The 25,666-nt window shown below is 73.5% G+C and carries 26 protein-coding genes and 1 tRNA gene; 15 read left to right on the top strand and 12 right to left on the bottom strand.

Features of this window, described 5'->3' with window-relative positions:
• Nucleotides 1–517 precede the first annotated feature (517 nt).
• From OO47_RS23340 to OO47_RS23315, 6 genes are all read left to right on the top strand, one after another.
• The gene (locus OO47_RS23340; RefSeq protein ID WP_003953493.1) at nt 518–1,000 is read left to right on the top strand and encodes a CarD family transcriptional regulator; all 483 of its coding nucleotides are present in this window, start codon (nt 518–520) and stop codon (nt 998–1,000) included.
• 359 nt (nt 1,001–1,359) lie between these two features.
• Complete coding sequence (gene ispD, locus OO47_RS23335) at nt 1,360–2,109, top strand: 2-C-methyl-D-erythritol 4-phosphate cytidylyltransferase (protein ID WP_030221231.1); 750 nt, start codon at nt 1,360–1,362, stop codon at nt 2,107–2,109.
• Nucleotides 2,099–2,626 carry a 2-C-methyl-D-erythritol 2,4-cyclodiphosphate synthase gene (gene ispF, locus OO47_RS23330; protein ID WP_030221230.1) on the top strand — a complete coding sequence of 176 codons (528 nt, stop codon included), beginning with the start codon at nt 2,099–2,101 and terminating at the stop codon, nt 2,624–2,626. The genes ispD and ispF overlap by 11 nt, the downstream gene beginning before the upstream one ends.
• 72 nt (nt 2,627–2,698) lie before the next feature.
• Nucleotides 2,699–4,096, top strand: coding sequence for a cysteine--tRNA ligase (gene cysS, locus OO47_RS23325; protein WP_030221229.1), 1,398 nt, complete (start codon nt 2,699–2,701; stop codon nt 4,094–4,096).
• A 77-nt stretch (nt 4,097–4,173) separates the two neighbouring features.
• A complete protein-coding gene (rlmB, locus tag OO47_RS23320; protein WP_030221227.1) occupies nt 4,174–5,130 on the top strand; it encodes a 23S rRNA (guanosine(2251)-2'-O)-methyltransferase RlmB in 957 nt (318 codons plus the stop codon).
• 106 nt (nt 5,131–5,236) lie between these two features.
• Entirely contained in the window at nt 5,237–6,898 is a 1,662-nt protein-coding gene (locus OO47_RS23315; protein WP_078489843.1) for a DoxX family protein, read from the top strand.
• Nucleotides 6,899–6,971: 73 nt separating this feature from the next.
• On the opposite strand, the gene OO47_RS23310 is transcribed toward OO47_RS23315, so the two are convergent.
• The 3 genes from OO47_RS23310 to OO47_RS23300 form a co-directional block, all read right to left on the bottom strand.
• Nucleotides 6,972–7,688, bottom strand: a complete 717-nt coding sequence (locus OO47_RS23310; RefSeq protein WP_030221220.1) for a nucleotidyltransferase family protein — start codon at nt 7,686–7,688, stop codon at nt 6,972–6,974.
• A 165-nt stretch (nt 7,689–7,853) separates the two neighbouring features.
• Nucleotides 7,854–8,264: a hypothetical protein gene (locus OO47_RS23305; protein WP_030221214.1), complete on the bottom strand. Its 411-nt coding sequence runs from the start codon at nt 8,262–8,264 to the stop codon at nt 7,854–7,856.
• Nucleotides 8,265–8,488: 224 nt separating this feature from the next.
• Nucleotides 8,489–9,586, bottom strand: a complete 1,098-nt coding sequence (locus OO47_RS23300) for an ABC transporter ATP-binding protein (protein ID WP_030221210.1) — start codon at nt 9,584–9,586, stop codon at nt 8,489–8,491.
• Between the two features lie 182 nt (nt 9,587–9,768).
• Here OO47_RS23300 and OO47_RS23295 point away from each other — a divergent pair.
• Nucleotides 9,769–9,842, top strand: a tRNA-Thr gene (locus tag OO47_RS23295).
• A 178-nt stretch (nt 9,843–10,020) separates the two neighbouring features.
• Here OO47_RS23295 and OO47_RS23290 read toward each other — a convergent pair.
• Nucleotides 10,021–10,458: an NUDIX hydrolase gene (locus OO47_RS23290; RefSeq protein WP_030221207.1), complete on the bottom strand. Its 438-nt coding sequence runs from the start codon at nt 10,456–10,458 to the stop codon at nt 10,021–10,023.
• Between the two features lie 508 nt (nt 10,459–10,966).
• Here OO47_RS23290 and OO47_RS23285 point away from each other — a divergent pair.
• The gene (locus tag OO47_RS23285) at nt 10,967–11,305 is read left to right on the top strand and encodes a DUF6578 domain-containing protein (protein ID WP_051716326.1); all 339 of its coding nucleotides are present in this window, start codon (nt 10,967–10,969) and stop codon (nt 11,303–11,305) included.
• 148 nt (nt 11,306–11,453) lie between these two features.
• The gene (locus OO47_RS23280) at nt 11,454–11,720 is read left to right on the top strand and encodes a hypothetical protein (RefSeq protein ID WP_030221201.1); all 267 of its coding nucleotides are present in this window, start codon (nt 11,454–11,456) and stop codon (nt 11,718–11,720) included.
• Here OO47_RS23280 and OO47_RS23275 read toward each other — a convergent pair.
• Nucleotides 11,703–11,987, bottom strand: a complete 285-nt coding sequence (locus tag OO47_RS23275; RefSeq protein WP_033210044.1) for a hypothetical protein — start codon at nt 11,985–11,987, stop codon at nt 11,703–11,705. The two genes, OO47_RS23280 and OO47_RS23275, sit on opposite strands and share 18 nt — an antisense overlap.
• Nucleotides 11,988–12,132: 145 nt before the next feature.
• On the opposite strand from OO47_RS23275, the gene OO47_RS23270 reads away from it, so the two are divergent.
• Entirely contained in the window at nt 12,133–14,163 is a 2,031-nt protein-coding gene (locus tag OO47_RS23270) for a restriction endonuclease (RefSeq protein WP_030221198.1), read from the top strand.
• 134 nt (nt 14,164–14,297) lie between these two features.
• On the opposite strand, the gene OO47_RS23265 is transcribed toward OO47_RS23270, so the two are convergent.
• Nucleotides 14,298–15,686 (bottom strand): NAD(P)/FAD-dependent oxidoreductase, encoded by a 1,389-nt coding sequence (locus OO47_RS23265; RefSeq protein WP_030221195.1) that lies wholly within the window; start codon nt 15,684–15,686, stop codon nt 14,298–14,300.
• 301 nt (nt 15,687–15,987) lie between these two features.
• On the opposite strand from OO47_RS23265, the gene OO47_RS23260 reads away from it, so the two are divergent.
• The 3 genes from OO47_RS23260 to OO47_RS23250 all read left to right on the top strand — a co-directional run bounded on the left by OO47_RS23260 (nt 15,988) and on the right by OO47_RS23250 (nt 17,847).
• Nucleotides 15,988–16,881, top strand: coding sequence for an aminoglycoside phosphotransferase family protein (locus tag OO47_RS23260; protein WP_030221192.1), 894 nt, complete (start codon nt 15,988–15,990; stop codon nt 16,879–16,881).
• Nucleotides 16,882–16,974: 93 nt separating this feature from the next.
• Nucleotides 16,975–17,457, top strand: a complete 483-nt coding sequence (locus OO47_RS23255) for a GNAT family N-acetyltransferase (protein WP_030221189.1) — start codon at nt 16,975–16,977, stop codon at nt 17,455–17,457.
• 9 nt (nt 17,458–17,466) lie between these two features.
• The gene (locus OO47_RS23250; RefSeq protein ID WP_234323273.1) at nt 17,467–17,847 is read left to right on the top strand and encodes a hypothetical protein; all 381 of its coding nucleotides are present in this window, start codon (nt 17,467–17,469) and stop codon (nt 17,845–17,847) included.
• An 8-nt stretch (nt 17,848–17,855) separates the two neighbouring features.
• Here OO47_RS23250 and OO47_RS23245 read toward each other — a convergent pair whose 3' ends face one another.
• A complete protein-coding gene (locus tag OO47_RS23245) occupies nt 17,856–18,866 on the bottom strand; it encodes a zinc-binding dehydrogenase (RefSeq protein ID WP_030221183.1) in 1,011 nt (336 codons plus the stop codon).
• Between the two features lie 94 nt (nt 18,867–18,960).
• Nucleotides 18,961–20,127: an NAD(P)-binding protein gene (locus tag OO47_RS23240; protein WP_030221180.1), complete on the bottom strand. Its 1,167-nt coding sequence runs from the start codon at nt 20,125–20,127 to the stop codon at nt 18,961–18,963.
• A 103-nt stretch (nt 20,128–20,230) separates the two neighbouring features.
• Between OO47_RS23240 and OO47_RS23235 the strand changes: the two genes are divergently transcribed.
• Nucleotides 20,231–20,917 carry a pentapeptide repeat-containing protein gene (locus tag OO47_RS23235; protein ID WP_051716325.1) on the top strand — a complete coding sequence of 229 codons (687 nt, stop codon included), beginning with the start codon at nt 20,231–20,233 and terminating at the stop codon, nt 20,915–20,917.
• Between the two features lie 7 nt (nt 20,918–20,924).
• On the opposite strand, the gene OO47_RS23230 is transcribed toward OO47_RS23235, so the two are convergent.
• The 4 genes from OO47_RS23230 to OO47_RS23215 form a co-directional block, all read right to left on the bottom strand.
• Complete coding sequence (locus OO47_RS23230) at nt 20,925–21,425, bottom strand: hypothetical protein (RefSeq protein ID WP_030221173.1); 501 nt, start codon at nt 21,423–21,425, stop codon at nt 20,925–20,927.
• A gap of 138 nt (nt 21,426–21,563) precedes the next feature.
• The gene (locus OO47_RS23225) at nt 21,564–22,775 is read right to left on the bottom strand and encodes an FAD-dependent monooxygenase (RefSeq protein WP_030221171.1); all 1,212 of its coding nucleotides are present in this window, start codon (nt 22,773–22,775) and stop codon (nt 21,564–21,566) included.
• Nucleotides 22,776–22,892: 117 nt separating this feature from the next.
• Nucleotides 22,893–23,516 (bottom strand): response regulator, encoded by a 624-nt coding sequence (locus OO47_RS23220; RefSeq protein WP_030221168.1) that lies wholly within the window; start codon nt 23,514–23,516, stop codon nt 22,893–22,895.
• A gap of 67 nt (nt 23,517–23,583) precedes the next feature.
• Complete coding sequence (locus OO47_RS23215) at nt 23,584–24,759, bottom strand: sensor histidine kinase (RefSeq protein ID WP_030221772.1); 1,176 nt, start codon at nt 24,757–24,759, stop codon at nt 23,584–23,586.
• A 262-nt stretch (nt 24,760–25,021) separates the two neighbouring features.
• Here OO47_RS23215 and OO47_RS23210 point away from each other — a divergent pair, with 262 nt between their 5' ends.
• Nucleotides 25,022–25,561, top strand: a complete 540-nt coding sequence (locus OO47_RS23210; RefSeq protein WP_030221774.1) for a GlcG/HbpS family heme-binding protein — start codon at nt 25,022–25,024, stop codon at nt 25,559–25,561.
• Nucleotides 25,562–25,666 lie beyond the last annotated feature (105 nt).

The following is a 25,666-nucleotide window of genomic DNA, read 5'->3' as shown; positions in this document are numbered from 1 at the left end:
CCCTAACCGGGCCGCACCCGTCCGCAGCCGTCGACCCCCCGCCTCCGACCCGCTCGGCGCCGTGCTCGCTCCGCGTGGCCGGATCACGACCCATTGACCTGTTGTTCACATAACCGCCTTGATCAATTCGGGGCTCGCCGCACATTCCCCGGAGCGCCCCTCCGGGAAATCCCGGACCGATGTCGGCCGATCTCGGCTGATCAATTCCGGGAATCGCCCCACGATGCATCCGTACGGGTGACCGATCCTCGAACGGAGCACGTGAAGAAGGCCACTCCGAACCAGACAAAACGGGACATCACTCCCTCTTCGTGGAGGCCCGGTTAGGTGTAACGTGCGCGTTTCTCTCCGTCCGCACAGCCGCTCCGACCTGCGAATACCCCCTTCCGGAAGCTCTCCGCAGCACGTCCGCATCGTGGTTGTCAAGCCCCGAGATATGCCCTGACCTGCGAAAACGCCATTCAGAAGAAGCCGTATCCGTGTTACTCTGGATAGCCACGGAAGGGGTACCTGTCACATGACGTTCAAGGTTGGCGACACCGTGGTCTATCCCCATCACGGGGCCGCGCTGATCGAGGCCATCGAAACTCGCCAGATCAAAGGCGTGGACAAGACCTACTTGGTGCTCAAGGTCGCGCAGGGTGACCTGACGGTCCGCGTGCCGGCGGACAACGCGGAGTTCGTCGGGGTCCGCGACGTGGTCGGTCAGGACGGGCTGGACCGGGTCTTCGAGGTGCTGCGCGCGCCGTACGCCGAGGAGCCGACGAACTGGTCCCGTCGCTACAAGGCAAACCTGGAGAAGCTCGCCTCCGGCGACGTCATCAAGGTCGCCGAAGTGGTGCGCGACCTGTGGCGGCGCGAGCGCGAGCGGGGTCTCTCCGCAGGTGAGAAGCGCATGCTCGCCAAGGCCCGGCAGATCCTGGTCAGCGAGCTGGCCCTCGCGGAGAACACGAACGAGGACAAGGCCGAGGCTCTCCTCGACGAGGTCCTCGCGTCCTGAGCGCGGTCCGGTTCCGCCGGAGCGCGTTCCTCAAGTGAAGCGATGCCGCGGTGCCCGCTGGCGTGCTGTGATCCACACAGTGCTGTCGCCGGGCGCTGCGGCATGTTCACGTACGTATGTTGTGCCCACGTACGGTTCGCGTACGGGAGGGCCCCCTCGGCCTCCTCGGCGCGGGACGCGTCCGACCCGCCCGCACGTCCTGCGACCTGCGTCCTGAAAACCCGTACGCCCGAACCCCCTGTGCTGGGCGGCAACCCCTCGACCGTCGTCACGGAAGGGCCCGGTCAAGGCGGAGCGTCCGGCACGGTGAAGGCCATACCCATGTCGGCCGCGGAAACAAACCTGCCGGAGTGCAACCGATGTCAGACGAAGCGCGTCCCCGCCGTACCGCCGTCGTGATCCCGGCGGCCGGACGGGGCGTACGCCTCGGCCCGGGCGCCCCCAAGGCGCTGCGCGCGCTGAGCGGCACCCCCATGCTCGTCCACGCCGTCCGCGCGATGGCCGCCTCCCGCGCGGTCTCGCTCGTCGTCGTGGTCGCGCCCCCCGACGGCGCCGCCGAGGTCAAGAACCTCCTCGACGCCCACGCCCTCCCCGAACGCACCGACTACCGGGTCGTCCCCGGCGGCGAGACCCGCCAGGAGTCCGTGCGCCTCGGCCTCGAAGCGCTCCCCGAGGGCGTCACCACCGTCCTCGTCCACGACGCGGCCCGCCCGCTCGTCCCCGTCGACACCGTGGACGCCGTCATCGAGGCCGTACGGGACGGGGCCGTCGCCGTCGTCCCCGCGCTGCCCGTGGCCGACACCGTCAAGGAGGTCGAGCCGGCGGCGAGGCCCGGCGACCCCGAGCAGGTCGTCGCCACCCCGGTCCGCGCCCGCCTCCGCGCGGTCCAGACCCCCCAGGGCTTCGACCACGACACCCTGGTGAACGCCCACGCCACCGTCGCCCTCACCGGAGAGGGCGCCACCGACGACGCCGGCATGGTCGAGATGCTCGGCGCGCCCGTCGTCGTCGTGCCCGGCCACGAAGAGGCCTTCAAGGTGACCCGCCCCCTCGACCTCGTCCTCGCCGAGGCCGTACTCGCCCGCAGGAGGGCCAACGATGGCTTCTGAGCCGCCCGCACTCCCCGCCCTTCCCCGCACCGGCATCGGCACCGACGTCCACGCCTTCGAGAAGGGCCGTGAACTCTGGTGCGCGGGCCTGCTCTGGGAGGCCTCCGAGAGCGACGGGTACGGACTCGCCGGGCACTCCGACGGCGACGTCGCCGCCCACGCCGCCTGCGACGCCCTCTTCTCCGCCGCCGGGATCGGCGACCTCGGCGCCCACTTCGGCACCTCGCGCCCCGAGTGGTCCGGCGCCTCCGGCACCACCCTGCTCGCCGAGGCCGCCCGGATCGTCCGCGCCGAGGGGTACGAGATCGGCAACGTCGCCGTCCAGGTCGTCGGCGTCCGCCCCAAGATCGGCAAGCGGCGGGACGAGGCGCAGAAGGCGCTGAGCGAGGCGGCCGGAGCGCCCGTCTCCGTCTCGGGCACCACCACGGACGGCCTCGGCCTCACCGGTCGCGCCGAGGGCCTCGCCGCCCTCGCGACCGCCCTGGTGTACCCCGTACGGAAGCCCGTACAGGAGTAGGACAGGCGAAAAACGTGGCCCGCGGCCGGAACAGGTCGCGGGGCACCACCACACGGCCACTACCCTGGAGGGGTGACTATTCGCCTGTACGACACCAGCGCCCGGCAGATCCGCGACTTCACCCCGCTCACACCGGGCTGTGTCTCGATCTACCTCTGTGGCGCCACCGTCCAGGCGGCCCCGCACATCGGCCACATCCGGTCGGGGCTGAACTTCGACATCATGCGCCGCTGGTTCGAGTACCGCGGCTACGACGTCACGTTCGTGCGCAACGTCACCGACATCGACGACAAGATCATCACGAAGGCCGCGGACCAGGGCCGCCCCTGGTGGTCCATCGGGTACGAGAACGAGCGCGCGTTCAACTCCGGCTACGACGCCCTCGGTTGCCTGCCGCCCACCTACGAGCCGCGCGCCACCGGGCACGTCCCCGAGATGATCGAGATGATGCGCGGCCTCATCGAGCGCGGCCACGCCTACGAGGCGGACGGCAGCGTCTACTTCGACGTGCGCTCCTTCCCGGGCTACCTGGAGCTGTCCAACCAGGACGTCGACGACCTCCGCCAGCCCGACGAGGGCGTCTCCGGCAAGCGCGACCCGCGCGACTTCGCCATGTGGAAGGCGACCAAGCCGGGCGAGCCCGACTGGGAGACCCCGTGGGGCCGCGGCCGTCCCGGCTGGCACCTGGAGTGCTCGGCGATGGCCCACAAGTACCTGGGCTCCGCCTTCGACATCCACGGCGGCGGCCTCGACCTGATCTTCCCGCACCACGAGAACGAGATCGCCCAGGCCAAGGCCTTCGGCGACGCGTTCGCCCAGTACTGGGTGCACAACGCCTGGGTCACCATGAGCGGCGAGAAGATGTCGAAGTCGCTCGGCAACAGCGTGCTGGTGTCCGAGATGGTGAAGAACTGGCGCCCCATCGTCCTGCGCTACTACCTGGGCACCCCGCACTACCGCTCGATGATCGAGTACAGCGAGGAGTCCCTGCGCGACGCCGAGTCGGCGTTCGCCCGCATCGAGGGCTTCGTCCAGCGCGCCACCGAGAAGGCCGGGGCGCCCGTCGCCCCCGCCGCCGAGGTGCCGCCGTCCTTCGCCGAGGCCATGGACGACGACCTGGGCGTGCCGCAGGCGCTCGCGATCATCCACACCACCGTCCGCCAGGGCAACAGCGCCCTCGCCGCGGACGACAAGGACGAGGCCATCGCCCGCCTCGCCGAGGTCCGGGCCATGCTCGGCGTCCTCGGCCTGGACCCCCTCGACCCCCAGTGGGCCGAGGAGTCCGGCGGCGGCGAGGAGCTCCACGGCGTCGTCGACACCCTCGTACGGCTCGTGCTCCAGCAGCGCGAGTCGGCGCGCGAGCGGAAGGACTGGGCGACCGCGGACGCGATCCGCGACCAGCTGGGCCAGTCCGGTCTCGCCATCGAGGACAGCCCCGACGGCCCCCGCTGGACGCTGGGCAACCGTTAGAAGACGTGCCGCTCGGACCTCCGGGCGGCACACTTCAGTTACAGACTTCGTACGTCAGCAGAGGAAATCGGGTAGTCATGGCCGGGAACAGCCAGCGCAGGAACCGCCGCACGTCGAACAAGAAGGGTGCGACGGTCGGCAGCGGTGGCCAGCGGCGCAAGGGCCTCGAAGGCAAGGGCCCGACGCCCAGGGCCGAGGACCGCAAGGGTCACAAGGCGTACCGCGTCTCCAACGCGATGGCCCGGCAGGCCGCCAAGCGCAAGCCCGTCGCCCGCCGCGGCGGCAAGGGCCAGTCCGAGATGGTCGTCGGCCGCAACCCGGTCTACGAGGCCCTGCGCGACGGCGTGCCCGCCACGACCCTGTACGTCCAGCAGTTCATCGACAACGACGAGCGCGTGCGCGAGGCCCTGAACCTCGCCACCGGCCGCGGCAACATCAACATCATGGAGGCGCCGCGCCCCGAGCTGGACCGGATGACGAACGGCCTGAACCACCAGGGCCTCGTCCTCCAGGTCCCGCCGTACGAGTACGCGCACCCCGAGGACCTGGCCGCCGCCGCGTTCGACGACCACGACGACCCGCTGATCGTCGCCCTCGACGGCGTCACCGACCCGCGCAACCTCGGCGCCGTCGTCCGCTCCGTCTCCGCCTTCGGCGGCCACGGCGTCGTCGTCCCCGAGCGGCGCGCGGCCGGCATGACCGCCGGCGCCTGGAAGACCTCGGCCGGCACCGCCGCCCGCACCCCGGTCGCCCGCGCCACCAACCTGACCCGCTGTCTGGAGCAGTACCAGAAGGCCGGTCTCACGGTCGTCGGCCTGTCCGCGGACGGCGACACCGAGGTGCACGAGCTGGAGGCGCTGTCCGGCCCGGTCGTCATCGTGGTCGGCTCCGAGGGCAAGGGCCTGTCCCGGCTCGTCGGCGAGACCTGCGACTTCCTCGTCCGCATCCCGATGCCGGGCGGCGCCGAGTCGCTCAACGCCGGTGTCGCCGCCGGTGTCGTGCTGTACGAGGCGGCCCGCCGCCGCAGGGGCTGACACCGGCCCCGGCAGCACCCCGGCCCCGGCCGTGGCGTGATCTTGACGGGTCTCGGACATTTGCGCCCCGTCAAGGCAGTGTCCTAAACCCGGATCACTCGGTTAGATGAGTGTGGACACCAGAACGCCCCGGCCGGGGTTCGACGATCAGCCCGCGCTGAGCATGGTCAAGGTGGATTCCGATCCCGCCCAGGTGATCGTGAACCACGCCAGCTTCCGTGTGCGGCTCGCGCCGGCCCCGCAGCCGAAGTTCGCCGCCGGCGCCCGTACCGCAGCCCTGTCCGGAGCCGGAATCGGAGCCGGAATCGGAGCCGCGGCCGGTGCCGCGGCCCGTGCGGGCGGCGGCCCGCGCCGGCGCCCCGTCGTGTGGACCGGGAAGTCCACGCCGGGCGCGACCGGCCTCCTCCAGGCCGTGCGCGAGTCCTCCGTCGCCACGCTCGAACCGGTCGGCGGTCACGGGGGGCAGGACACCGGCGCCACGCAGGCGATCCCGCGCGTCGGCGACACCATGCCCACCCCCGTGGTGCCCGCCGGACCGCTGCTGCCCCCGATGCGGCGCGCCGAGGGCGCCTACGACGACCTGTACGAGATGCGGCCCGAGCCGGAGGCGTACGGCGACGGGGGCGCGTACGGCGGCGAGGACGCGTACGGCGGCGAGGGGACGCGGCCCGGCCGGGCCGACCGGCGGCCCGGACAGGACACGGTCCGGCACGCCTACTACCCCGGCCGCCGGATGAACCTCGGCGTCGTCCTCCTCCCGCTCCGGGTCTTCCTCGGCCTCATCTCGGTCTACGCCGGCATGGGCAAGCTCTGCGACCCCGTCTACTTCGACGGCGGCGAGCGCGGCTCCATGGTGAAGTGGCTCAACTCCCTCCACCCGTGGGCGCTCGCCGAACCGCTCCGCGACTTCGCCCTCCAGCACCCGGTCGGTGCCGGACTCACCGTCGCCTTCCTCCAGGTCGTCGTCGGCGTCCTCACGATCCTCGGCCTCTGGCAGCGCGTCGCCGCCGTCGTCGGCGCCCTGCTCTCCGCCGCGCTGCTGCTCACCGTCAGCTGGAAGAGCGTCCCGGTCTACGACTCCGCCGACATCATCTACCTGGCCGCCTGGACGCCGCTGATCATGGCGGGCGCCCCCGTCTACTCGGTCGACGGGCGCCTCGCCGGGGAGGCCTGGCGCACCCTCGGCCCCCGCGCCGACCTCCTGGACCTGCGCCGCCGCGTGATGCGCCGCGGCTCCCTCCTCGCCGCCGTCGTCGTCGGCCTCACGCTCCTCGTCGGCTCCGTCCTCGGCGGCGCGGTCCGCTCCACCGAGATGGTCACCGTCCCGGGCCCCAACGACGACCCGGTCAACCACCTCCCCGGCCGCCCGCTCCAGGAGCCGCGCGGCGAGGCCTCCGCCAAGCCGGCGACGGCCACGCCCCGGCCCGCCGCGACCGCCGAGAAGACGACCGGGGCCCCGGAGAAGAGCGAGCGGACCCGGGAGGCGGAGCGCACGTCCGAGCCGACCCGCGAGTCCACCCGCACCCAGGAGCAGCGCCCGACCGCCACGCAGGGCGTCGGCACCGGGACCGGCGGCTCCGGCGGCCGCACGCCCACGCGCTCGAACCCGGAGCCCCCGCCGTCCACCAGCGACACCCCGAGCAGCACGGGCGGGACGTCGGGGGACGGTTCCACGGGCTCGACCGGCACCCCTTCGGAGAGCGGCCCGACATCGGGCGGCGGCGGGGACGGCGGCGCGCGGAACCCGATCGGCGGCCTGCTGGGCTGAGGCCGCGTCCGTACGCACAGGAGAAGGGCGGCACCGCTTCCGGGCGGTGCCGCCCTTCTCGTACGTGCCGCGGTCAGGCCCTCTGCGCGGCCAGTTCCTTGGCGGCCTCGGTGAGGTCCTTGGCGGTGTCGATGGCCCGCCAGTACGCCCCCTGGGGCAGCGGGAAGCCGGCCAGGCGCCGCTCGCGGGCGAGGTGGGGGAAGGTGGTCCGCTCGTGGTCGCCGAGGTCGGGCAGGAACGCGGTGAAGTCGGCGGAGAAGACGTACACGCCGGCGTTGATGAGGAACGGCGACGGCGGCGCCTCGATGAAGTCGGTGACGTGCCCGAAGGTGTCGGTCTCGACGGCGCCCCACGGGATGCGGGGGCGGGCCAGGGCGAGGGTGGCGAGGGCGTCGCGCTCGGTGTGGAAGGCGGCCATCTCGCGCAGCGAGAAGCGGGTCCAGATGTCGCCGTTGGTGGCGTACCAGGCCTCGTCGGGCGAGGGGAGGTGCGCGGCGGCGTACTTGAGGCCGCCGCCGCGGCCCAGGGGCTCGCTCTCGACGACGGTGGTCACCTCAAGGGGGAGATCGGCGGTTTTCAGCCACTCCTGGAGGACCTCGGCGAGGTGACCGCAGGAGACGACGGCGTGGGTGACGCCCTCGGCGGCCAGCCAGGAAAGCTGATGGCCGATGATCGGGGTCCCGGTGCCCGGGATCTCGACCATCGGCTTGGGGCGGTCGTCGGTGTAGGGGCGCAGCCGCGAGCCCTGGCCGCCCGCCAGGACCACGGCCTGCGTCGGAGTGGAGTGCATACGGGCACGATAGGCGCCCGGTGCGCGATCCCGGCGGTACGGGGCGTGATCTCCGCGGTGCGGGGCGCGGCCCGCACGGGGGGACGGACCCGGTCGGCCGCGGGGGTGACGGGGGTCCGGTCGGCCGTGGTGGTGACGGCCCGGTCGGTCGTGGTGGTGACGGGCTCAGCCGGCGCGCATGACGCCGGTCGCGTACGAGGTGTCGCAGACCGGGCGGGAGAAGGACTGGGCGCGGGCGGGGCCGTAGCGCTGGACGGCGGCGCGGCCGAGGTCGCGGGCGATCGACATGCAGTGCCGGGCGAGGGAGGGCCGGTTCTCGACCTCGCGCTGGAGGCGCGTGAGGGCGGTGCCGGGGTCCTTCGCCTGGAGCTCGGCGAGGAGCTGGTCGCGCAGGACGTCCTGCGGGGCGCGGGACTTGGCCGGGACGGAGACGTCCTTGGCGGCCGCGGTCAGCTGGGTCGCGGAGTCCTGGCCGGCCCACGGAACGGCGGACACCGCGAGCGTTCCCGAGAGCACCAGGACGACGGGCAGGACGAGGGCGAGGGAGCGGCCGATTCGGCGGGCAGAGTGGGTCACGCAGGCGAGCGTAGCGGGCGGTAGTGATATGGCGACATTTAGTCACTCTCGCGGGGGATGGTTCGAGGTGGCTTTTCGAATCCCGTGTTGACGCGGTGAGTGCTTTTGGCGGGGTACGGCCCCGGAATGCCGGGGTTTCGCGCCGTAAACCCCTCTATGGGGTCCGAATGGCCGAACGGCCCCGCGTCCGGGGGGACGCGGGGCCGTTCGTGTGCTGTCCGGGGTCAGTCGCTGAGGCGGGCGCCCGTGGAGGTGGAGAAGACGTGCAGCTCGCCGGCGCGGGGCACGACGTGGAGGGTGGAGCCCTTGGCGGGGACGTCGCGGCCGCCGACGCGGACGACCAGGTCCTTGTCCTCGCCGCCGACGCGGGTGGAGCCGTAGACGAAGCCGTCGGAGCCGAGCTCCTCGACGACGTTGACGGTGACGGCGAGGCCGTCCTTGCTCGTCGGGCCCGAGACGTCGAAGTGCTCGGGGCGGACGCCGACGGTGACGGTGGTGTCGCCGTTGGCGGAGGCGGCGGCGATGGCGTCGCGGGAGACCGGGACGACGCTGTTGCCGAACTTCACGCCGCCGTCGGTGATCGGGACCTCGACGAGGTTCATGGCGGGGGAGCCGATGAAGCCGGCGACGAAGAGGTTCGCGGGCTTGTCGTACATGTTGCGCGGGGAGTCGACCTGCTGGAGCAGACCGTCCTTGAGGACGGCGACGCGGTCGCCCATGGTGAGGGCCTCGGTCTGGTCGTGGGTGACGTAGACCGTGGTGATGCCCAGGCGGCGCTGGAGGCTCGCGATCTGGGTGCGGGTCGAGACGCGGAGCTTGGCGTCGAGGTTCGACAGCGGCTCGTCCATGAGGAAGACCTGCGGCTCGCGGACGATGGCGCGGCCCATGGCGACGCGCTGGCGCTGACCGCCGGAGAGCGCCTTCGGCTTGCGGTCGAGGTACTCGGTGAGGTCGAGGATCTTCGCGGCCTCCTCGACCTTGGCGCGGATCTCGGCCTTGTTGACGCCGGCGATCTTGAGCGCGAAGCCCATGTTGTCGGCGACGGTCATGTGCGGGTAGAGCGCGTAGTTCTGGAACACCATGGCGATGTCCCGGTCCTTGGGCGGCAGGTGCGTGACGTCGCGGTCACCGATGCGGATGGAGCCGGCGTTGACGTCCTCGAGACCCGCGAGCATGCGCAGGGAGGTCGACTTGCCGCAGCCGGAGGGCCCGACGAGGACGAGGAACTCGCCGTCGGCGATCTCGATGTCGAGCTGGTCGACGGAGGGCTTGGTGGCACCGGGGTAGATCCGGGTCGCCTTGTCGAACGTGACGGAAGCCATGGTGATGTGTCCCTTCACCGGCAGGAACGTGCCGGACGATCCGAGTAAAGGAAGGATTGAGGTCTAGTCCACCTGGGTGAACCAGGGGTGACGCTACCGGGCGCGGCCCGTTCTGTCAGCACTCCCCGCCCCGTGAGATTCCCGACCATCGGGTGACCGTCGTTGGATACACTGCACGGGCTGCCTCCTTAGCTCAGCTGGCCAGAGCACCGCTCTTGTAAAGCGGGGGTCGTCGGTTCGAACCCGACAGGGGGCTCTGTGGGCGCGAGGGCCGGCGCGGGGGTGTTCCCCGGGCGCTGGCCCTTTCGCGTGCCGGGGGACCGGAAGGCCGGTGGGTCCCGGGCCTATGGCGCAGGTTCGATTTCCGTCGTTCGTTCTTCCGCGAAGCCCCGGGTTCCTGTCCCGGGGCTTCGTCGTGCTCCATCCTTCTGGCGTTACGCCGTAGCCTCGGCACCGAGGTTTCCGTCGCCGATGGCGACCCGCAGGACGTGGGCGATCTCCTCGGGCTTGAGGTCGATGCCGTCGAGCCCTTCCACGGTCAGCGGGATTTCCTCCAGCGCGTACGCGCCGCGTCCCTCGGCGCTGAACTCGGGTCCGGTGCGGTCGTCGAAGGACCAGGTCGTGATGCGGGCGAGGTAGAAGAGCTGGCGCTCGTCGTCGGACTCCATGGTGTGGAGGAGGCGGACGACGTCGGCCTTCCCCGCGATCTCCTCGTGGATCTCCCGGTGGAGGGCGGCCTCGCGGGATGCGTCGCCGGGTTCGACGCCGCCGCCGGGCAGGACCCAGTACTCGGGGATGCCGGGTCGGGTGCGGCGGATGACCAGCATCGTGTCATCGGGGGTCACGAGGACGGCACGGACGCGTTCGATCATGCCGGTCTGTCTCCTTGCTTGTTGACGGTCTGTTTGTCGGCGGTCTCAGTGGAGCAGCCAGCCGTCGTCGACGTGGACGGACTGTCCGGTGATGAACGAGGAGGAGGGGCCCGAGGGGAACGTCGACCAGGGCGGCGACGTCCTCGGGGCGGCCACGGCGCGGGACGTACTGGCGCTCGATCCGGTCCTCCGGCCGCGCGCGGTGCCGGGCGGGGAGGGCGTTCTCCGCCTCGACCTGGATGGCTCCGGGCAGGACCGTGTCGACGCAGATCCCGGACGGCACCCGGATCGGTCAGGTCGGCGTTCACCGCGATCCCGGGACTGCCGGCGCGTTCGAAGGGCGCGAGGAGGGCGTGGGCGTCGGGGTCCTGGCCGAGGTGGTTGACCGCGACGGTCGCTCCGGCGGCGAGCGCCCGCCCGATCTCGGCGCCGATGCCGGTGGCTCCGCCGGTGACGAGGGCGGTGCGGCCCTGGAGCGGCCGGTTCCGGAGAGTCGTCTCAATCAGGGGTGGGGACATTGCTGCTCCTTTCGCCGGGTGATGTCGTCTCGTGGACGCTGCTGGAGGCCGATCCGGCGGACTACGACGACATCGTCGGCAGCGAACGCGCGGAGGGGATCGACTTCCGCGAGGAGCACCACGGTCAGGAGGAGGGGCGCGCGCCCGCCTCGGTGGAGGTGGTGTCCATCGCTGAAGTGCACTGCCGTTACGGGGCGCTTCCAGGCTCCACGGACCATGTGAACCGTCCCGTTCCGGATACGGCCGCGCTGGTTCCGGTCGAAAGGGCGGACGGACGGGCGAAGGCCGTGCCGGGCGTCGGCTTCTCGGGTTGTCCGGTGACCGCTTGACGCGTCGTGGATCCGCCGGACGACGTGGTTGTTCGGGGGCGGTGAGGGAATCGGCGGGCGGGCTTTCCGACCGGTCGTCCGTACAACGGCTCCTTGCCGTGCCTCCGGCAGTCGGCCCGCTCGCGGAGCGCCCTTGTAGCGTGACCGGATGGACGAAGAACCCGTACTCATCAAGCTCACGCCGGACCAGGCGTTCGTCCTGTCCGACTGGCTGTACGAGGTGATGATGGAGTCCGACAAGCTGGACGCCATCGTGCCCGATCGCGCGGTCTGGTCCGGGATCTACGCCATCTCCGGGACCCTGGAGAAGGAGCTTGCGGGGATCTTCACGCCCGACTACGAGCAGCGTCTCGCGGAGGCGCGGAGTCGTCTGGTCGAGCTCATGGGGGGGCAGCGGTCAGTGACGAGGGCGTGAGCGGGTGGACGTGTGCCTCAGGTGGGCGTTCCACCTGCGGGTCGGCCAGGTCAGGGCTCGTACCAGTGCGTTGGTCATCACGAAGTAGCCCGGGTGCACCCAGCCCTCTTCCTTCGCGTGCGGGCCCGGGCCGCCCTCCCGGTACAGGTGTCGTACGAGGCGGTCGTACGCGAAGCCGCCCGCCAGGAGCAGCAGTGGGGCGGTGAGTACGGCGCCGAGTGTGATGCCGGCTCGGAGGGGGAGGTGGGAGCGTCCGTCTGTGCGCACGGACGCAGTATGGCCCGGGGCGCGGGCCGGGCGGTTTTCCGGAGTGGGGACGCGGTTTCTGTGTGCAAGCGCTTCGGCGTCCGGGACAATCCGGTGTCACGGGGTGTTCACGTGGCGCGGGGTGTTTTCGGGGAGGGGTGCGCGCATGGGGCGGCGTTCCGGGGGGCTGATCGGGATCTGGGCCGAGCAGCAGAGGGTGGCGCAGCGGCAGCGGGAGGGGCAGCAGCAGGCCGTGCTGCGGCAGCAGCGGGAGGCCGAGCGGCAGCAGCGGGCGTACGAGCGGGACGTGTCCCGGATGCAGCGGGAGCAGCGGGCCGCCTATCGGAGGCATCGGGATGCCGACGCGTTGCGCAGGACCCGGGAGATCGACGACCGCGTCGCCGTGCTCGAGGGGCTGCTCGCCGCCGGGTGTCGTGCGCCCGCCTTCCGCATGGAGTCGCTGCGGCGGGCCGAGGAGGTCGAGCCGTTCGCGCCCGGGGCCCTCGCGCAGCCCGTGCCCGTGCCCGACCAGCGGCACTACTCCGGGCGCGACGGGCGGGCCCGGTTCGAGCGGGACTGGTACGCCGCGCAGGCCGCCGAGGCGCGGCGCCTGGAGTCGCTCGCCGCGTACCGGAGGGAGTACGACGCCTGGGCCGCCCGGCGGATCGACGAGATCCGGGAGTACAACCGGGGAGTCGCCGGGACCGGTGAGGCCCTGGCCCGCGGGGACGTCGGGACCGTCGTCGACTACTTCTCCGCCGTGCTCTTCGCCTCCGGCGGCTGGCCCGACGGCTTTCCCCGTGAGGTCTCCGCCGCTTACGACCGGGGCGGGCGCGGGTTCGTTCTCGACTGGGACCTGCCTGGTTACGAGGTCGTTCCCGAGACCAAGGGCGTCAAGTACCTGCCCAGCACCGACCAGGAGAAGGAGGTCGCCCGGCCCGTCACGCAGCGGCGGGCGCTCTACCGGAGGGTCCTCGCCCAGAGCGTGCTGCTCGCCGTGCGGGAGCTGTTCGCCGCCGACCGGTTCGGGGCCCTGGAGTCCGTCGCCCTCAACGGGTACGTCGGCGGCGTCGACCCGGCCACCGGGCTCGCCTCCCGCGTGTGCGTCGCCTCCGTCGTCGTGGGCCGGCAGGACTTCGACCGGCTCAATCTGGAACTCGTCGCCGCCGTGGACTGCCTGACCGGCGCGCTCGCCGGGCGGCTCTCCAGCAAGCCGGAGGAGCGGGTCGCCGTCGCCCCGTTCCGTACGCCCGACCAGGTCGGGGGCGACGTGGTCGTGCAGGGGGACGGGGAGGAGCCCGATCTGCTGTCCATGGACCCCATCGCCTTCGAGGGGCTCGTCGCCGAGTTGTTCCGGGCCCGGGGGCTCCAGGCCGTCACCACCCGCCGCTCCAACGACGGCGGGGTCGACGTCGACGCCCTCGACCCCGATCCCATCAGCGGCGGCTCGATCGTCGTCCAGGTGAAGCGGTACCGGAACACCGTGCCGCCGTCCGCCGTGCGCGACCTCTTCGGGACCGTGCAGGGCGCCGGCGCCAACAAGGGCGTCCTCGTCACCACTTCGAAGTTCGGGCCCGGGTCCTACGCCTTCGCCGAGGGCAAGCCGCTGACGCTGATCTCCGGGAACGAGCTCGTCGATCTGCTGCGGCGGCACGGGTTGCGGGGGAGGTTGGGCGCCCCCGGGGCCGCCCCCGCCCCGTCCCCTCCCTCCGGGGACTTCAACCTGCTCGGGATGGTGTGGCGCGGGTCCGTCGCCCTCGACGTCTGCGCGCTCGTCTGCGAGGGCGGCCGGGTCCTCGGCGACGAGTGGTTCGTCTTCTACAACAACCCCTCCACCCCGGACGGTTCCGTCGCCGCGGTGACCGCCTCCCCCGGCGACCGCGCCGCCGTCCGCGTCGGGTTCGACGCGCTTCCCGCCCGCGCCGACCGGCTCGTCCTCGTCGCCGCCGTGGACCCCGAGGCCGACCCGGACGCCGACCTCCGCGGGTTCACGGAGGCCGGGATACGGCTCCGGGACGCGTCCGGCGGCGAGCTCGAACGGCTCGACGTGTCCGACGGGCGGCCCGGCGAGACCGCCCTCGTCCTCGGCTCGTTCCGGCGGCGGGCCGGGGGCGACTGGGACTTCGTGGTCGGCGGGAAGGGATACGCCGGCGGGCTCGGGGAGCTGGTCGGGGACTTCGGCGTCGAGGTGGGGTGAGGGGCGCGCCCCTATCCGTTGCCGCCCGTCTCCGCCCGTCTCCGCCCGTCTCCGCCCGTCTCCGCCCGTCTCCGCCCGTCTCCGCCGGTCTCCTCCCGCCCCCCGTCTCCGCCGGTCTCCGCCCGCCCCCCCGTCTACCTCCCGCTCAGCCTGTTCGCCAGGACCGCCACCCGGTCCGTCCGTGCCGAGTGCCCCAGGGCCTCGCGGCGGTCCGCGCCCCGGAACGCCGCGTACATGGTCTGCACGCCGAGCCAGCGCAGCGGCTCCGGCTCCCACTTGCGGACCTTGTGGTCGACCCAGGGGAGGGTCGTCAGGTCGGTCGGGCCCGACTGGCCGGAGTCCTCCTTGATCAGGTCGCGCAGGGTGCGGGCGGCGAGGTTGGCGGTGGCGACGCCCGAGCCGACGTAACCGCCCGCCCAGCCCAGGCCCGTGGAGCGGTCGAGGGTGACCGTCGCGCACCAGTCGCGCGGGACGCCGAGCACACCGGACCAGGCGTGGTCGATCCGTACCCCCGCCAGCTGCGGGAAGAAGCGGACCAGGATCTCGCGCAGGGCCTCGACCGTCCGCGCCCGGGTGCGTCCGTCGTTGTCGGTCTTCGAGCCGAAGCGGTACGGGACGCCCCGGCCGCCGAGCGCGATCCGGCCGTCGGCGGTGCGCTGGGCGTACATGTACGCGTGCGCCATGTCGCCCAGCGTCTCGCGGCCCTCCCAGCCGATCGACTCCCACTGCGCGTCGGTGAGCGGCTCGGTCGCGATCATCGAGGAGTTCATGGGGAGCCAGGTGCGGCGCTGGCCGGCGAGGGAGGCGGTGAAGCCCTCGGTGCAGCGCAGCACGTACGGGGCGCGGACCGTGCCGTACGGGGTGACCGCGTGCTTCGGCCTGATCTCCGTCACCGGCGTCGACTCGTGGATCGTCACCCCCAGCGCCTCGACCGCCGCCGCGAGGCCCTTCACCAGCTTCACCGGGTGCAGACGGGCGCCGTGCGGGGTCCAGGAGGAGCCGACGGCGCCGGTCACGCGGACGCGTTCGGCGGTCTCGCGGGCCCCGTACAGCACGCGGTCGGTCTCGCCGAACGCGATCTCGACCGTGTGGAAGTCCTTGAGGCGGGTGAGCTGCGCGGGGGAGAGGGCGACTTCGAGGACGCCGCCGCGGTGCACGTCGGCGTCGATCTTCTCCCGCTCGCAGACGTCCACGACCTCGGCGACGGTGGCGTTCATGGCCTGCTGGAGGCGGACGGCGGCCTCGTGGCCGTGCAGCTTCGCGTAGCGGTCGCGGCCGGCGATGCCGTTGTAGAGCCAGCCGCCGTTGCGGCCGGAGGCTCCGTAACCGCAGAACTTCGCCTCCAGGACGGTGATGTTGAGGAAGGGCACGGCCTTCTTCAGGTAGTAGGCGGTCCACAGGCCGGTGTAGCCGCCGCCCACGATGCAGACGTCGGCGGCGGTGTCGCCGGGGAGCGGCTCGCGGGGGGCGGGGGCGCCCTCCTGCGCGTACCAGAACGAGATGCCGCCGTTGACCGTACTCATGTCTACCCCTGGATTCGGAATGCGTGGGCGGGACGTTACCCGGCCTCCTCGGCCTGTGGATACGGTTGTCGTGACGGGGAATTCCGCTCCGCGCCCGGCACCTTGTCCAGGGCCGGGCACCCCTAGGGCCTGTCCGGCGGATCATGGCCGGGGCCGCGACGCCTGGCACGGCGCCTCGCCGCGTTGCCGAAACGCCCCGATAGCTCCGCTATCGACCCGCTCCGGCGCCTTGCGAGGCACCGCACCAGACGCCGCGGCCCACCCGACCCTGATCCGCCGGACAGGCCCTAGGCTCGTCGGCATGATTCACGTACCGGAGGAGCTCGCGCGGTCGCAGGCGAAGTACAACGGTGAGGCGGGGCGGGCGTTCGTCGCGGGACTGCCCCGGACGGCCGAGGAGTTCCTGGGCCGGTGGGGGCTGCGGGTCACCGGGCCCTCGATGTACGGAGTGGCCTCGCTGGTCCTGCCGGTGGAGCGGTGCGCGGACGGGACGCCCGCCGCGCTGAAGATGCAGCTCCTCGACGAGGAGAGCGAGGGCGAGCCGGCCGGCCTGCGCGCCTGGGGCGGGGCGGGGGCCGTACGGCTCCTCGACCACGACCCCGCCACCGGGACCATGCTCCTGGAGCGCCTGGACGAGGCCCGGCCGCTGTCGTCCCTCGCGGACACCCGGGAGGCGATGCGGATCGTCGCCGGTCTCCTCGCCCGGCTGACGGCCGTCCCCGCGCCGCCCGGCCTGCGGACGCTCGGCGGCATCGCGGCCGGGATGCTCGCGGAGGTCCCCGGGGCCGCAGCCCGGCTCGGCCCGGAGGACGCGGCGGTCCTGCGGGACTGCGCGGCGGCGGTACGGGAGGTGGCGGGCGAACCGGGCGACCGGCTGCTCCACTGGGACCTGCACCTCGGGAACGTCCTGGCCGCCGGGCGCGAGCCCTGGCTGTCGATCGACCCCAAGCCGCTCGCGGGCGACCCCGGTTTCGACCTCCTGCCGGCGCTCGTGGACCGCTTCGACCCGGACCCGGACGAGGTCCTCCGGCGGTTCGACCTGCTCGCCGAGGTCGTCGGGGACCGGCGGCGCGCGGTGGCGTGGACGCTGGGCCGGGTCCTCCAGAACGGGCTGTGGGACGTCGAGGACGGGGAGCCGGCCCTGGACGCGGAGCAGGTCGCGGTCGCGCGGATCCTGCGGGAGCGGCGGGGGTGACGCCGGTGGTGGCGGGGCGAGGGAGCGGTGGGGCGGGGCCCCCGGTGCGAATTGCGCTGGCCCGAAGGCCCCGGCTCAGGGCACCCTGACCCCATGATCCGTACCGCGACCCCCGCCGACGTCCCCGTCGTCCACGCCATGATCCGCGACCTCGCGGAGTACGAGAAGGCCCTCGACGAGGTCCGCACCACCCCCGAACAGCTTCACGAGGCCCTCTTCGGCGAGCGGCCCGCGGCCTTCGCGCACATCGCGGAGGACGCGGCCGGCGAGCCGGTCGGCTTCGCGCTCTGGTTCCTCAACTTCTCGACCTGGCGCGGGGTCCACGGCATCTACCTGGAGGACCTGTACGTACGTCCGGAGGCGCGCGGCGGCGGCCACGGCAAGGCGCTGCTGCGCGAGCTGGCCCGGATCTGCGTCGAGCGCGGCTACGAGCGCCTCGAGTGGTCCGTCCTGAACTGGAACAAGCCCTCGATCGACTTCTACGAGTCCCTGGGCGCCCGCCCGCAGGACGAGTGGACGGTCTACCGGCTGACGGACGGGGCCCTGGCGGCGCTCGGCGGTCCGGCGGGAGTGTAGGAAGGGGCCATGGACAACACCATGGACAGCGGCAACGGCAACGCCGACAGCGCCGCCCACGACATCGAGCAGCGCTTCCGGCGGATCACCGACTTCGTCGAGGCCCGCCTGACGCCGCTCTTCGACCCCGCGAACGGCAGCGACCACGGCTTCGGCATGGACGACACCTCGCGCGCGCTGCGGGCCGCCCGCTACACCGTGCAGGCCGCGTCGGCCGTCTCCGGCCTCGTGGAGAAGCGGGCGACGGCCCCGGAGCTGCGGCAGGTCGTGGACCAGGCCCTCGAACACAACTGGGACGTGCTGCGGTCCGTCGCCCGCATGTGGGAGGACCACCCCGACTTCCTGAAGGAGTTCAAGGCGCACTCCTGGGACGTCGTCGGCGCCGTCTGACACGCCCCCTAGGGCACCAGGACCACCTTGCCCGTCGTGCCCCGGTTCTCCAGGGCGCGGTGGGCCTCCGCCGCCTCCGCGAGCGGGAAGCGGTGGACCGCGGGGCGCAGGGTGCCGGCGGCCGCGGCGGCGAGGGCGGCGAGTTCGAGGTTGCGGACGTCGCCGCCCGCCTTCTCGATCATCACCGGGCCGAGGACCGACTCCGAGGTGATGCCGCGCTCCGCCAGCTCCTCCGGTGTGAAGGCGAGCGGTTCGCCGTCGTGGAGGCCGGCCCCCGACCAGCCGAAGACGACGTGCTGTCCGCCCTTGCCGAGGAGGTCCACGGCGGCGCGGCCGGCGGCCCCGCCGACCGAGTCGAAGACGACCGTGGCCGCGCGTCCGCCGAGGGGCCCGTCCAGGTACGCGCGGACCCGCTCCGGCCAGTCCGGTTCCAGGTAGTCGACGGCCAGGTCGGCGCCGTTCTCCCGGACCAGGGCCGTCTTCGCGGGCCCGCCCGCGAGGCCGACGACGGTGGCGCCGGCGTTCTTGGCGTACTGGACGAGCAGGGTGCCGATGCCGCCGGCCGCCGCCGGGACGATCGCGACCGACTCGGGGCCGAGCTCCGTGAACCGGAGGATGCCCAGGGTCGTGCGCCCGGTGCCGACCATGGCGACGGCCTCCGCCTCGCCGAGGTGGTCGGGCAGGGGGTGGAGCCGGGCGGCGTCGGTGACGGCCAGCTCCGCGTACCCCCCGGGGACCATGCCGAGGTGGGCGACGACCCGCCGGCCGAGCCAGGACGGGTCGGTTCCCTCCCCGAGCGCGTCGACCGTGCCGGCGACCTCGCGGCCCGGGACCGTGGGCAGCTCGGTGGGCGCCGGGAAGGGGCCCGGCTCGCCCTCCCGGAGCGCGGTGTCGAGGAGGTGCACCCCGGCCGCCGCGACCCGGACGCGGACCTGGCCGGGGCCCGGGGCGGGATCGGGGACCTTCTCGTACGTGAGGTTCTCTGCGGGCCCGAAGGCGTGGAGGCGGACGGCGTGCATGACGGTTCCCCTGTCGTCGTACGGAGTGTGGTCCGGGCGGCCACGGGGAAAGCCTCCGACCTCAAGCGGACTTGAGGTCAAGGCCCGCGACAGGTCAGTGCGTCCCGTGCGCGAGCCGCCGTTCCGCCCGCAGTGCCAGCGACACCGCCTCGACCGCGCTCGTGAACGACACCTCCGAGAGCACGCCCGGCGCCGCGACCTGGTCGCCCACCAGGTACACCCCGTCGCCCCGGTCGACGGCCGGCCGGTCGCGCCAGGTGGTGCCGGGGCGGTCCACCGCCCCCGTACGCCCCCGGGACAGCGACTCGCGCCGCCACACCGTCCGCTCGCGCCAACCGGGGAAGCCGAGGTCGAGGAGCCGTTCCGCGTGGGCGACCCCGTCCGCCTTCGTCGCGTCCGGCCCGACGGGCAGCTGGGCCTGGAGGAGCTGCTGCCCGGCGGGGGCGAGCGAGGGGTCCTGCGCGGTGAACCGCTCGATCCAGCCCGGCGCGTCCAGGTCGGAGACGACGAACGGGTCCCCCTTCCGGGTCCGCAGCGCCAGGTCGACCAGGACCGTACGGCCGCTCTCCCAGGTCAGCGAGGGGTCGTCGAGGAGCCGGGCGGCGGCGGGCAGGGCGGTGGCGACGATCACCGGGCCCCCGCCGGTCGGCAGCGCGTCGACACGGGCCGAGGTCTCGATCCGTACGCCCAGATCCCGTGCCCGGTCCGCCATCCGCCCGATCAGCGCGCCCCAGCCGCCCCGCACGTAGTGCGCCTCGGGCGGCAGGGCGGCGGCCCGGTGCAGCCGCTCCTGCACGAAGCGGGCGGAGAGCGCGCCGGGGTCGTGGTGGAAGAGCGCGACCCCGCTGTACGCGGCGGCGACGCGGGCGGTCCGCGCGCCCGCGAGCCCGGTGGCCCAGGTGCGGAAGTCGGTGTCGACGGGGGCCGTCCGGGCGGTACGGAGGGACTGGCGGAGCAGACCGGGCGGCGGGACGCGGCGGAGGGCGCCGCCGCGGTGGAAGCGGAACCGGAGCCCTTCGGCGGGCGGCAGCGGGGCGAGCGGTCCGAGGAGCCCGCGCTGTTCGAGCCAGGTCCAGTGCGGGCCGCCGCTGTAGAGGGCGTGCGGCCCGTCGTTGGTGCGGTACGGGCCCTCGGCGGTGCGCGCCCGGCCGCCGAGGGTCCGGTGGGCCTCGTGCAGGGTCACGGCGGTGCCGGCCTCGGCGGCGGTGACGGCCGCGGTCAGTCCGGCGAAGCCGCCGCCGACGATCGTGAGCTTCCGCATGGCGCTCTCCCTCGTTCGTTCTCGGGTCCTGCACGGGGGACGGGACGAACGGGCGCGTTCGTGACACGGGGGCGTTGTCAGTGTCGTACATCACCATGGGGGGATGACGGATCACGGCGCGAGGGCGACGGTGCGGAAGAAGAAGGTGCCGGGGGCGCGGCGGCCGGAGGTGCGGCTGCCGCCCCTGGAGCCGTACGGGGGAGGACTGGAGGCGGACGGGGACTACGACGGCCTGGAGCTGTCCGGGCTCGACCTGACCGGGCAGTCGGGGGAGGGGGCCCGGTTCCTGGACTGCGCGCTGCGGGAGTGCGGCCTCGACGGGGCGCGGCTGACGAACGCGCGGTTCCTGGACTCGGTCCTGAGCGGGGTGCGGGGCGTGGGGACGGACCTGGCGGGGGCGCAGCTGCGGGACGTGGAGGTCGTGGAGGCGCGGCTCGGCGGGACGCAGCTGCACGGCGCCGTCCTGGAGCGGGTCCTGGTCCGGGGCGGCAAGGTCGACTACCTGAACCTGCGGTCCGCGAAGCTGAAGGACGTGGTCTTCGAGGGGTGCGTGCTGAGCGAGCCGGACTTCGGGGGCGCGGACCTCGAACGGGTCGGGTTCGTGGACTGCGCCCTGACCGGGGCCGACTTCTCGGGCGCGCGGCTGCGGGACGTGGACCTGAGAGGGGCCCGGCGCCTGGAGATCGCGCGCGGGGTGGAGTCCCTGGCGGGCGCCGTGATCTCGACGTCCCAGCTCTTCGACCTGGCGCCGGTGCTCGCGGCGCAGCTGGGGGTGCGGGTGGAGGGTTAGCCCGCGGTCACGGCAGGCGGGGGAAGCGGGCCTGGAGGGACCAGACGGCCGGGTTGTCGGCCAGGCCCTCGTGCATGTCGGTGAGGTCCGCGATCAGGTCGTGCAGGAAGTCGCGGGCCTCGCGGCGCAGTTCGGCGTGGTTGAAGGTCACGGGCGGCTCGTCGCCCGGCATCCAGTCGGCCTCGACGTCCACCCAGCCGAACCGGCGCTCGAACAGCATCCGGTCCGTGGACTCGGTGAAGTCCAGCTCCGCGTACTGCGGCTGCGCGGCCCGGCTCCCGCGCGGGTCCCGGTCGAGCTGTTCGACGATGTCGCAGAGCGCCCACGCGAAGTCGAGCACCGGCACCCATCCCCAGGCCGTGGACACCTCCCGGTCCGTCTCGGTGTCCGCGAGGTACACGTCCCCGCAGAACAGGTCGTGCCGCAGCGCGTGGACGTCCGCGCGGCGGTAGTCGGTCTGCGGGGGGTCGGGGAAGCGACGCGAGAGGGAGTAGCCGATGTCGAGCACGGGGTCGATGGTGTCACGGTCCCGGACCTTCCGGACCCGGGACCGGTTCGTACGGCTCCGGGCTCGGGCCCGGCCCCGGCTCGTACGGCCCCGGCCCCGGCTCCTACGGGCCTGGGTCCGGCTCGTACGCGCCCCGGCTCACCGGCCCCGCCCGTGCACCGTCCTCGCCACCCGCGGCCCCAGCCAGCGCTTGAGGCGGCGGAGGGGTTCCAGGCTGTCGGCGGCGCGGTCGAGGCGGTAGTAGAGCTGGGGCGGCACGTGCGGGAGGAGGGGGGAGTGGCGCTGGCCGAGCAGGGCGAACATCCGGGCCGGCTCCAGGCGCATGTAGCGGGGCAGGTTCTCGTACCAGCGGGCGCTGTAGCGGGCCGCGCTCTGGGCCGAGACGAGTTCGGCGCGGCGCCGCTTCCCGTACAGGGTCAGGGCCGTGCCGAGGTCCGGCGCGGGGGAGTGCAGCGCGTCCGCGAGGGCGAGGGCGTCCTCCAGGGCCAGGGTGGTGCCCGCGCCGATCGAGTAGTGCATGGTGTGGGCGGCGTCGCCGAGGAGGACCAGGTTGCCCCGGTGCCAGACGCGGTTGGTGAGGGTGCGGAAGGCGAGCCACCGGGCGGGCTCCCCGGCCCGGTCCCGGCCGATCAGCTCGTGCCCGTCGAGCAGGTCGTGGAAGAGCTTCTCCAGGAGGCGCAGGCTGTCGGCCTCGCCCAGCGCGTCCAGGCCCAGACCGGCCCAGGTCTCCGGCGAGCACTCCACGACGCAGGTGGAGCGCTCGCCGCTGAAGCCGTAGGCGTAGCACCAGATCCAGCCGTGCTCCGTCTCCTTGAACGCGAAGCTGAACGCGTCGAAGACCTTGCTCGTGCCGAGCCAGACGTACCGGTTGCGGCCGCAGGCGACCTCGCTGCCGAAGTGGTCCGCGTACGCCTCGCGGAGCGTGCTGTTCACCCCGTCGGCGGCGACGACCAGGTCCGCGTCCGCGAGTTCGGGCGCGTCCGGGCCGCTCACGTCGTGCTCGAACGCGACCCGCACGCCCAGCTCGCGGGCGCGGTCCGCGAGCAGCGCCAGCATCCGCCGGCGCCCGATGCCGAAGCCCGCGTCGCCCCGGTGGACGGTCCGCTCGTCGCGGACGATCGCGACCCCGTCGGTCCAGGTCACGGAGGCGTCCGCGACGGCCCGCGCCGACTCCGGGTCGCCCGCGCGCAGCTTGTCGAGCAGCCCGGCCCAGTACGTGACGCCCCAGCCGTACGTGGAGCCCTCCGGGTTCCGCTCGTACACCGTGATCTCGTGCGACGGGTCCCGCCGCTTCAGCAGGACCGAGAGGTAGAGGCCGGCGGGGCCGCCGCCGACGATCGCGAGCTTCACGTGCGCTCCACTGGGACTGGGGTCATGACACCCTGCGGTCGGGAAGTAACGCACGGTAGCAGGGGAGGGGGAGGGGTGGGGGCAAAGACCGCACAAAGGTGTACGCAAGGGGAGTGCCTACGGCAGCAGCCGGCGCTCCTTCGCCACCGCCACCGCGCCCGCCCGCGTGTCCACGCCGAGCTTGGCGTAGATCCGGCTCAGGTGGGTCTTCACCGTCGCCTCGCTGATGAACAGGGCCCGCGCGATCTCCCGGTTGCCGAGGCCGCGCCCCAGCTGCCCGAGGATGTCCCGCTCCCGGTCGGTGAGGCTCGGGCCCGCCGCGCCCCGCATCCGGTCCATGACCCGGCTGGCGACCGGCGGTGAGAGGGCCGTGCGGCCCTGCGCGGCCGCGTGGATGGCCGCGAACAGCTCCTCGGGCCGCTCGGCCTTCAGGAGGTAGCCGGTCGCGCCCGCCTCGATCGCCCGCGTGATGTCGGCGTCCGTGTCGTACGTGGTGAGGACGAGGACGTGGACGCCGGTCGGCGCGATCCGGCGGGTCGCCTCCACGCCGTCGATGCCGGATCCCAGCTGGAGGTCCATGAGGACCACGTCCGGCTTCAGCTTCGCCGCCATCGCGACCGCCTCCTCACCGCTGCCCGCCTCGCCGACGACGTCGATGTCGGGGGTGCTGCCGAGGAGGGCGAGCAGCCCGGCGCGGACCACCGCGTGGTCGTCGCAGAGCAGGATCCGTACGGAGGACATCACGACTCCAGGGAGAGCGGGGGCGGCGGGTTCGGCAGGGACGGAGGGAGCGGCGGGGTCGTGGGCCTCACGGCTCCGGGTTCAGCGGGATCGCGGCCGAGAGCACCGTGCCCTCGCCCGGGGCGGACTCGACGGTCAGGGTGCCACCGAGCTGTTCGGCCCGCACCCGCATCGCGGGCAGTCCGTGGCCGCGCACCCCGCCCGGCCGGTCCGCCGGGTCGAAGCCGCGCCCGTCGTCGGCGACGTCCAGGACCACCTGGTCGTCGAGGTACGTCAGGGTCACGGCGGCCGAGTCCGCGCCCGCGTGCTCCCGGATGTTCGCGAGGGCGCCCTGCGCGATCCGCAGCAGCGCCGACTGCGCCCGGTCCGGCAGCGGCACCGGCGCCCCGTCGACCCGGAACGCCGCCGACTCGCGCGCGGCCAGGCCCCGCAGCGCCTCCTCCAGGCCGCCGCCCCCGGCCAGGTCGGCCGGCGCGAGGTCGTGGACGAAGCGGCGGGCCTCGGCGAGGTTGCGCTCGGCGATGGACTCGGCCGTACGGACGTGCCGGCGGGCCGTCTCCGGGTCGCCGTCCCAGGTGCGGTCCGCCGCCTGCAACAGCATCTGCTGGCTGGACAGGCCCTGCGCCAGGGTGTCGTGGATCTCCATGGAGAGCCGCTGCCGCTCGGCCAGGGTCCCCTCGCGGCGCTCGGTCGCGGCGAGTTCGCGCCGGGTGCGGATCAGGTCGTCGATCAGGGCCCGCTGGCGCGCCGCCTGCCGGTCCGCGTACACGAACACCCCGGTGGCCAGGGCGGCGACGGCCGGCGGGGCGACGATCAGGTTCGGGTCCCAGCCGCCGTGCGCGAGCCGGACCTGCGCGAAGACCACGAAGGCGGTGAGCAGGGCGACCAGGCCGAGCGCGGCGCGCGCCGGGAGGGTGCGCAGGCCCGTGTAGAAGAGCGGCACCGCGCACCAGGCGAAGCTGGGCGCGAGGACGACGAGGAGCACCCAGACGGCGACGACCGTGCCCAGCCAGGCGATCCGGCGCGGGGTCGCGCGGGTGCCCAGGACCGGGCCGAGGAGGTAGAGGGAGGCGAGCGCGCCGGTGAGCGCGACGATCCAGGGGCTGCGGGCCTCCCAGTCGTGCCGCAGCAGGAAGCGGGCGAGCGAGGCGCCGAGCAGCAGGAAGAACGCGGTGTGCATGATCCGCGCCAGCCAGCGGGCGTCGGGATCCCGCTCCACGCCCCGCTCCGCACCCTCCTCCATGTCCCGGCCCTTCCGCTCCGCTCACCGTTCCCACCTGCGCATACCCCTCCATCCTGGCCCGACGGGACCAGGCCGGCATCGACCGATCGGCTGACCCGGCCGTCCGCCGGTGCGCTCCCGGAGGGCAGCCGGACCGTGGACCGGGAGGCCCCGGGAGCGGCCACAGGATGGATGACAGAGCGAGACGGACGAACGGATCGCTCGGCCCGCGGCCCCGCGCCGTTCCCCTCCTCCCACCCGACCCCGTCCCACGGAGTTCCCCATGAAGAAGATCCTCTTCGGTGCCACCGCCGCCGCCGTCATCGCCGCCGGCGCCTTCGGCGTGGTCTCCGCGAACGCCTCCGCCCCGGCCGCCGCCCCCGCCGCCGCCGTCCGCGCCGACGCCTCCGACGGCAACCTCCAGCAGTCGACGCACCTGACGATCGAGGCGGCGACGAAGGCCGCGCAGGCGACCCTGAAGGCCGCCGAGAAGGAGAACCAGCGGATCTCCGTCGCGGTCGTCGACCGCAACGGCAACACCCTCGTCACCCTGCGCGGCGACGGCGCCGGCCCGCAGTCCTACGAGTCGGCCGTGAAGAAGGCGTACACCGCCGTCTCCTGGAACGCCCCCACCTCCGAGCTGGTCAAGCGCCTCGCCAACGCCCCCACCCTCAAGGACATCCCGAACACCCTCTTCCTGGCCGGCGGCGCCCCCGTCACCGCCAAGGGCGCGCCCGTCGCCGGCATCGGCGTCGCCGGCGCCCCCTCCGGCGACCTGGACGAGAAGTTCGCCCGGGCGGGCGTCGCCTCCCTCGGACGGTAACCGCTCCTCCCGACCGGCCACTCCTCCCGACCGGCCACTCCTCCCGGCCGGCCACTCCTCCCGGCCGGCCGTGGCGCCCGGACCCCCGCCGGGCGCCACGGCCTT

The sequence above is a fragment of the Streptomyces bikiniensis genome (assembly GCF_000716625.1).
In the GTDB taxonomy this organism is placed as follows: Bacteria; Actinomycetota; Actinomycetes; order Streptomycetales; family Streptomycetaceae; genus Streptomyces; species Streptomyces bikiniensis.
This window is presented reverse-complemented; position numbering and strand designations above follow the sequence as displayed.

Coding starts and splice junctions, on each gene's coding strand:
- OO47_RS23340 (WP_003953493.1), top strand. CDS start 518: ATGACGTTCAAGGTTGGCGACACCGTGGTCTATCCCCATCACGGGGCC.
- ispD (WP_030221231.1), top strand. CDS start 1,360: ATGTCAGACGAAGCGCGTCCCCGCCGTACCGCCGTCGTGATCCCGGCG.
- ispF (WP_030221230.1), top strand. CDS start 2,099: ATGGCTTCTGAGCCGCCCGCACTCCCCGCCCTTCCCCGCACCGGCATC.
- rlmB (WP_030221227.1), top strand. CDS start 4,174: ATGGCCGGGAACAGCCAGCGCAGGAACCGCCGCACGTCGAACAAGAAG.
- OO47_RS23315 (WP_078489843.1), top strand. CDS start 5,237: ATGAGTGTGGACACCAGAACGCCCCGGCCGGGGTTCGACGATCAGCCC.
- OO47_RS23310 (WP_030221220.1), bottom strand. CDS start 7,688: ATGCACTCCACTCCGACGCAGGCCGTGGTCCTGGCGGGCGGCCAGGGC.
- OO47_RS23300 (WP_030221210.1), bottom strand. CDS start 9,586: ATGGCTTCCGTCACGTTCGACAAGGCGACCCGGATCTACCCCGGTGCC.
- OO47_RS23290 (WP_030221207.1), bottom strand. CDS start 10,458: ATGATCGAACGCGTCCGTGCCGTCCTCGTGACCCCCGATGACACGATG.
- OO47_RS23280 (WP_030221201.1), top strand. CDS start 11,454: ATGGACGAAGAACCCGTACTCATCAAGCTCACGCCGGACCAGGCGTTC.
- OO47_RS23270 (WP_030221198.1), top strand. CDS start 12,133: ATGGGGCGGCGTTCCGGGGGGCTGATCGGGATCTGGGCCGAGCAGCAG.
- OO47_RS23265 (WP_030221195.1), bottom strand. CDS start 15,686: ATGAGTACGGTCAACGGCGGCATCTCGTTCTGGTACGCGCAGGAGGGC.
- OO47_RS23260 (WP_030221192.1), top strand. CDS start 15,988: ATGATTCACGTACCGGAGGAGCTCGCGCGGTCGCAGGCGAAGTACAAC.
- OO47_RS23255 (WP_030221189.1), top strand. CDS start 16,975: ATGATCCGTACCGCGACCCCCGCCGACGTCCCCGTCGTCCACGCCATG.
- OO47_RS23250 (WP_234323273.1), top strand. CDS start 17,467: ATGGACAACACCATGGACAGCGGCAACGGCAACGCCGACAGCGCCGCC.
- OO47_RS23245 (WP_030221183.1), bottom strand. CDS start 18,866: ATGCACGCCGTCCGCCTCCACGCCTTCGGGCCCGCAGAGAACCTCACG.
- OO47_RS23240 (WP_030221180.1), bottom strand. CDS start 20,127: ATGCGGAAGCTCACGATCGTCGGCGGCGGCTTCGCCGGACTGACCGCG.
- OO47_RS23235 (WP_051716325.1), top strand. CDS start 20,231: ATGACGGATCACGGCGCGAGGGCGACGGTGCGGAAGAAGAAGGTGCCG.
- OO47_RS23220 (WP_030221168.1), bottom strand. CDS start 23,516: ATGTCCTCCGTACGGATCCTGCTCTGCGACGACCACGCGGTGGTCCGC.
- OO47_RS23215 (WP_030221772.1), bottom strand. CDS start 24,759: ATGGAGGAGGGTGCGGAGCGGGGCGTGGAGCGGGATCCCGACGCCCGC.
- OO47_RS23210 (WP_030221774.1), top strand. CDS start 25,022: ATGAAGAAGATCCTCTTCGGTGCCACCGCCGCCGCCGTCATCGCCGCC.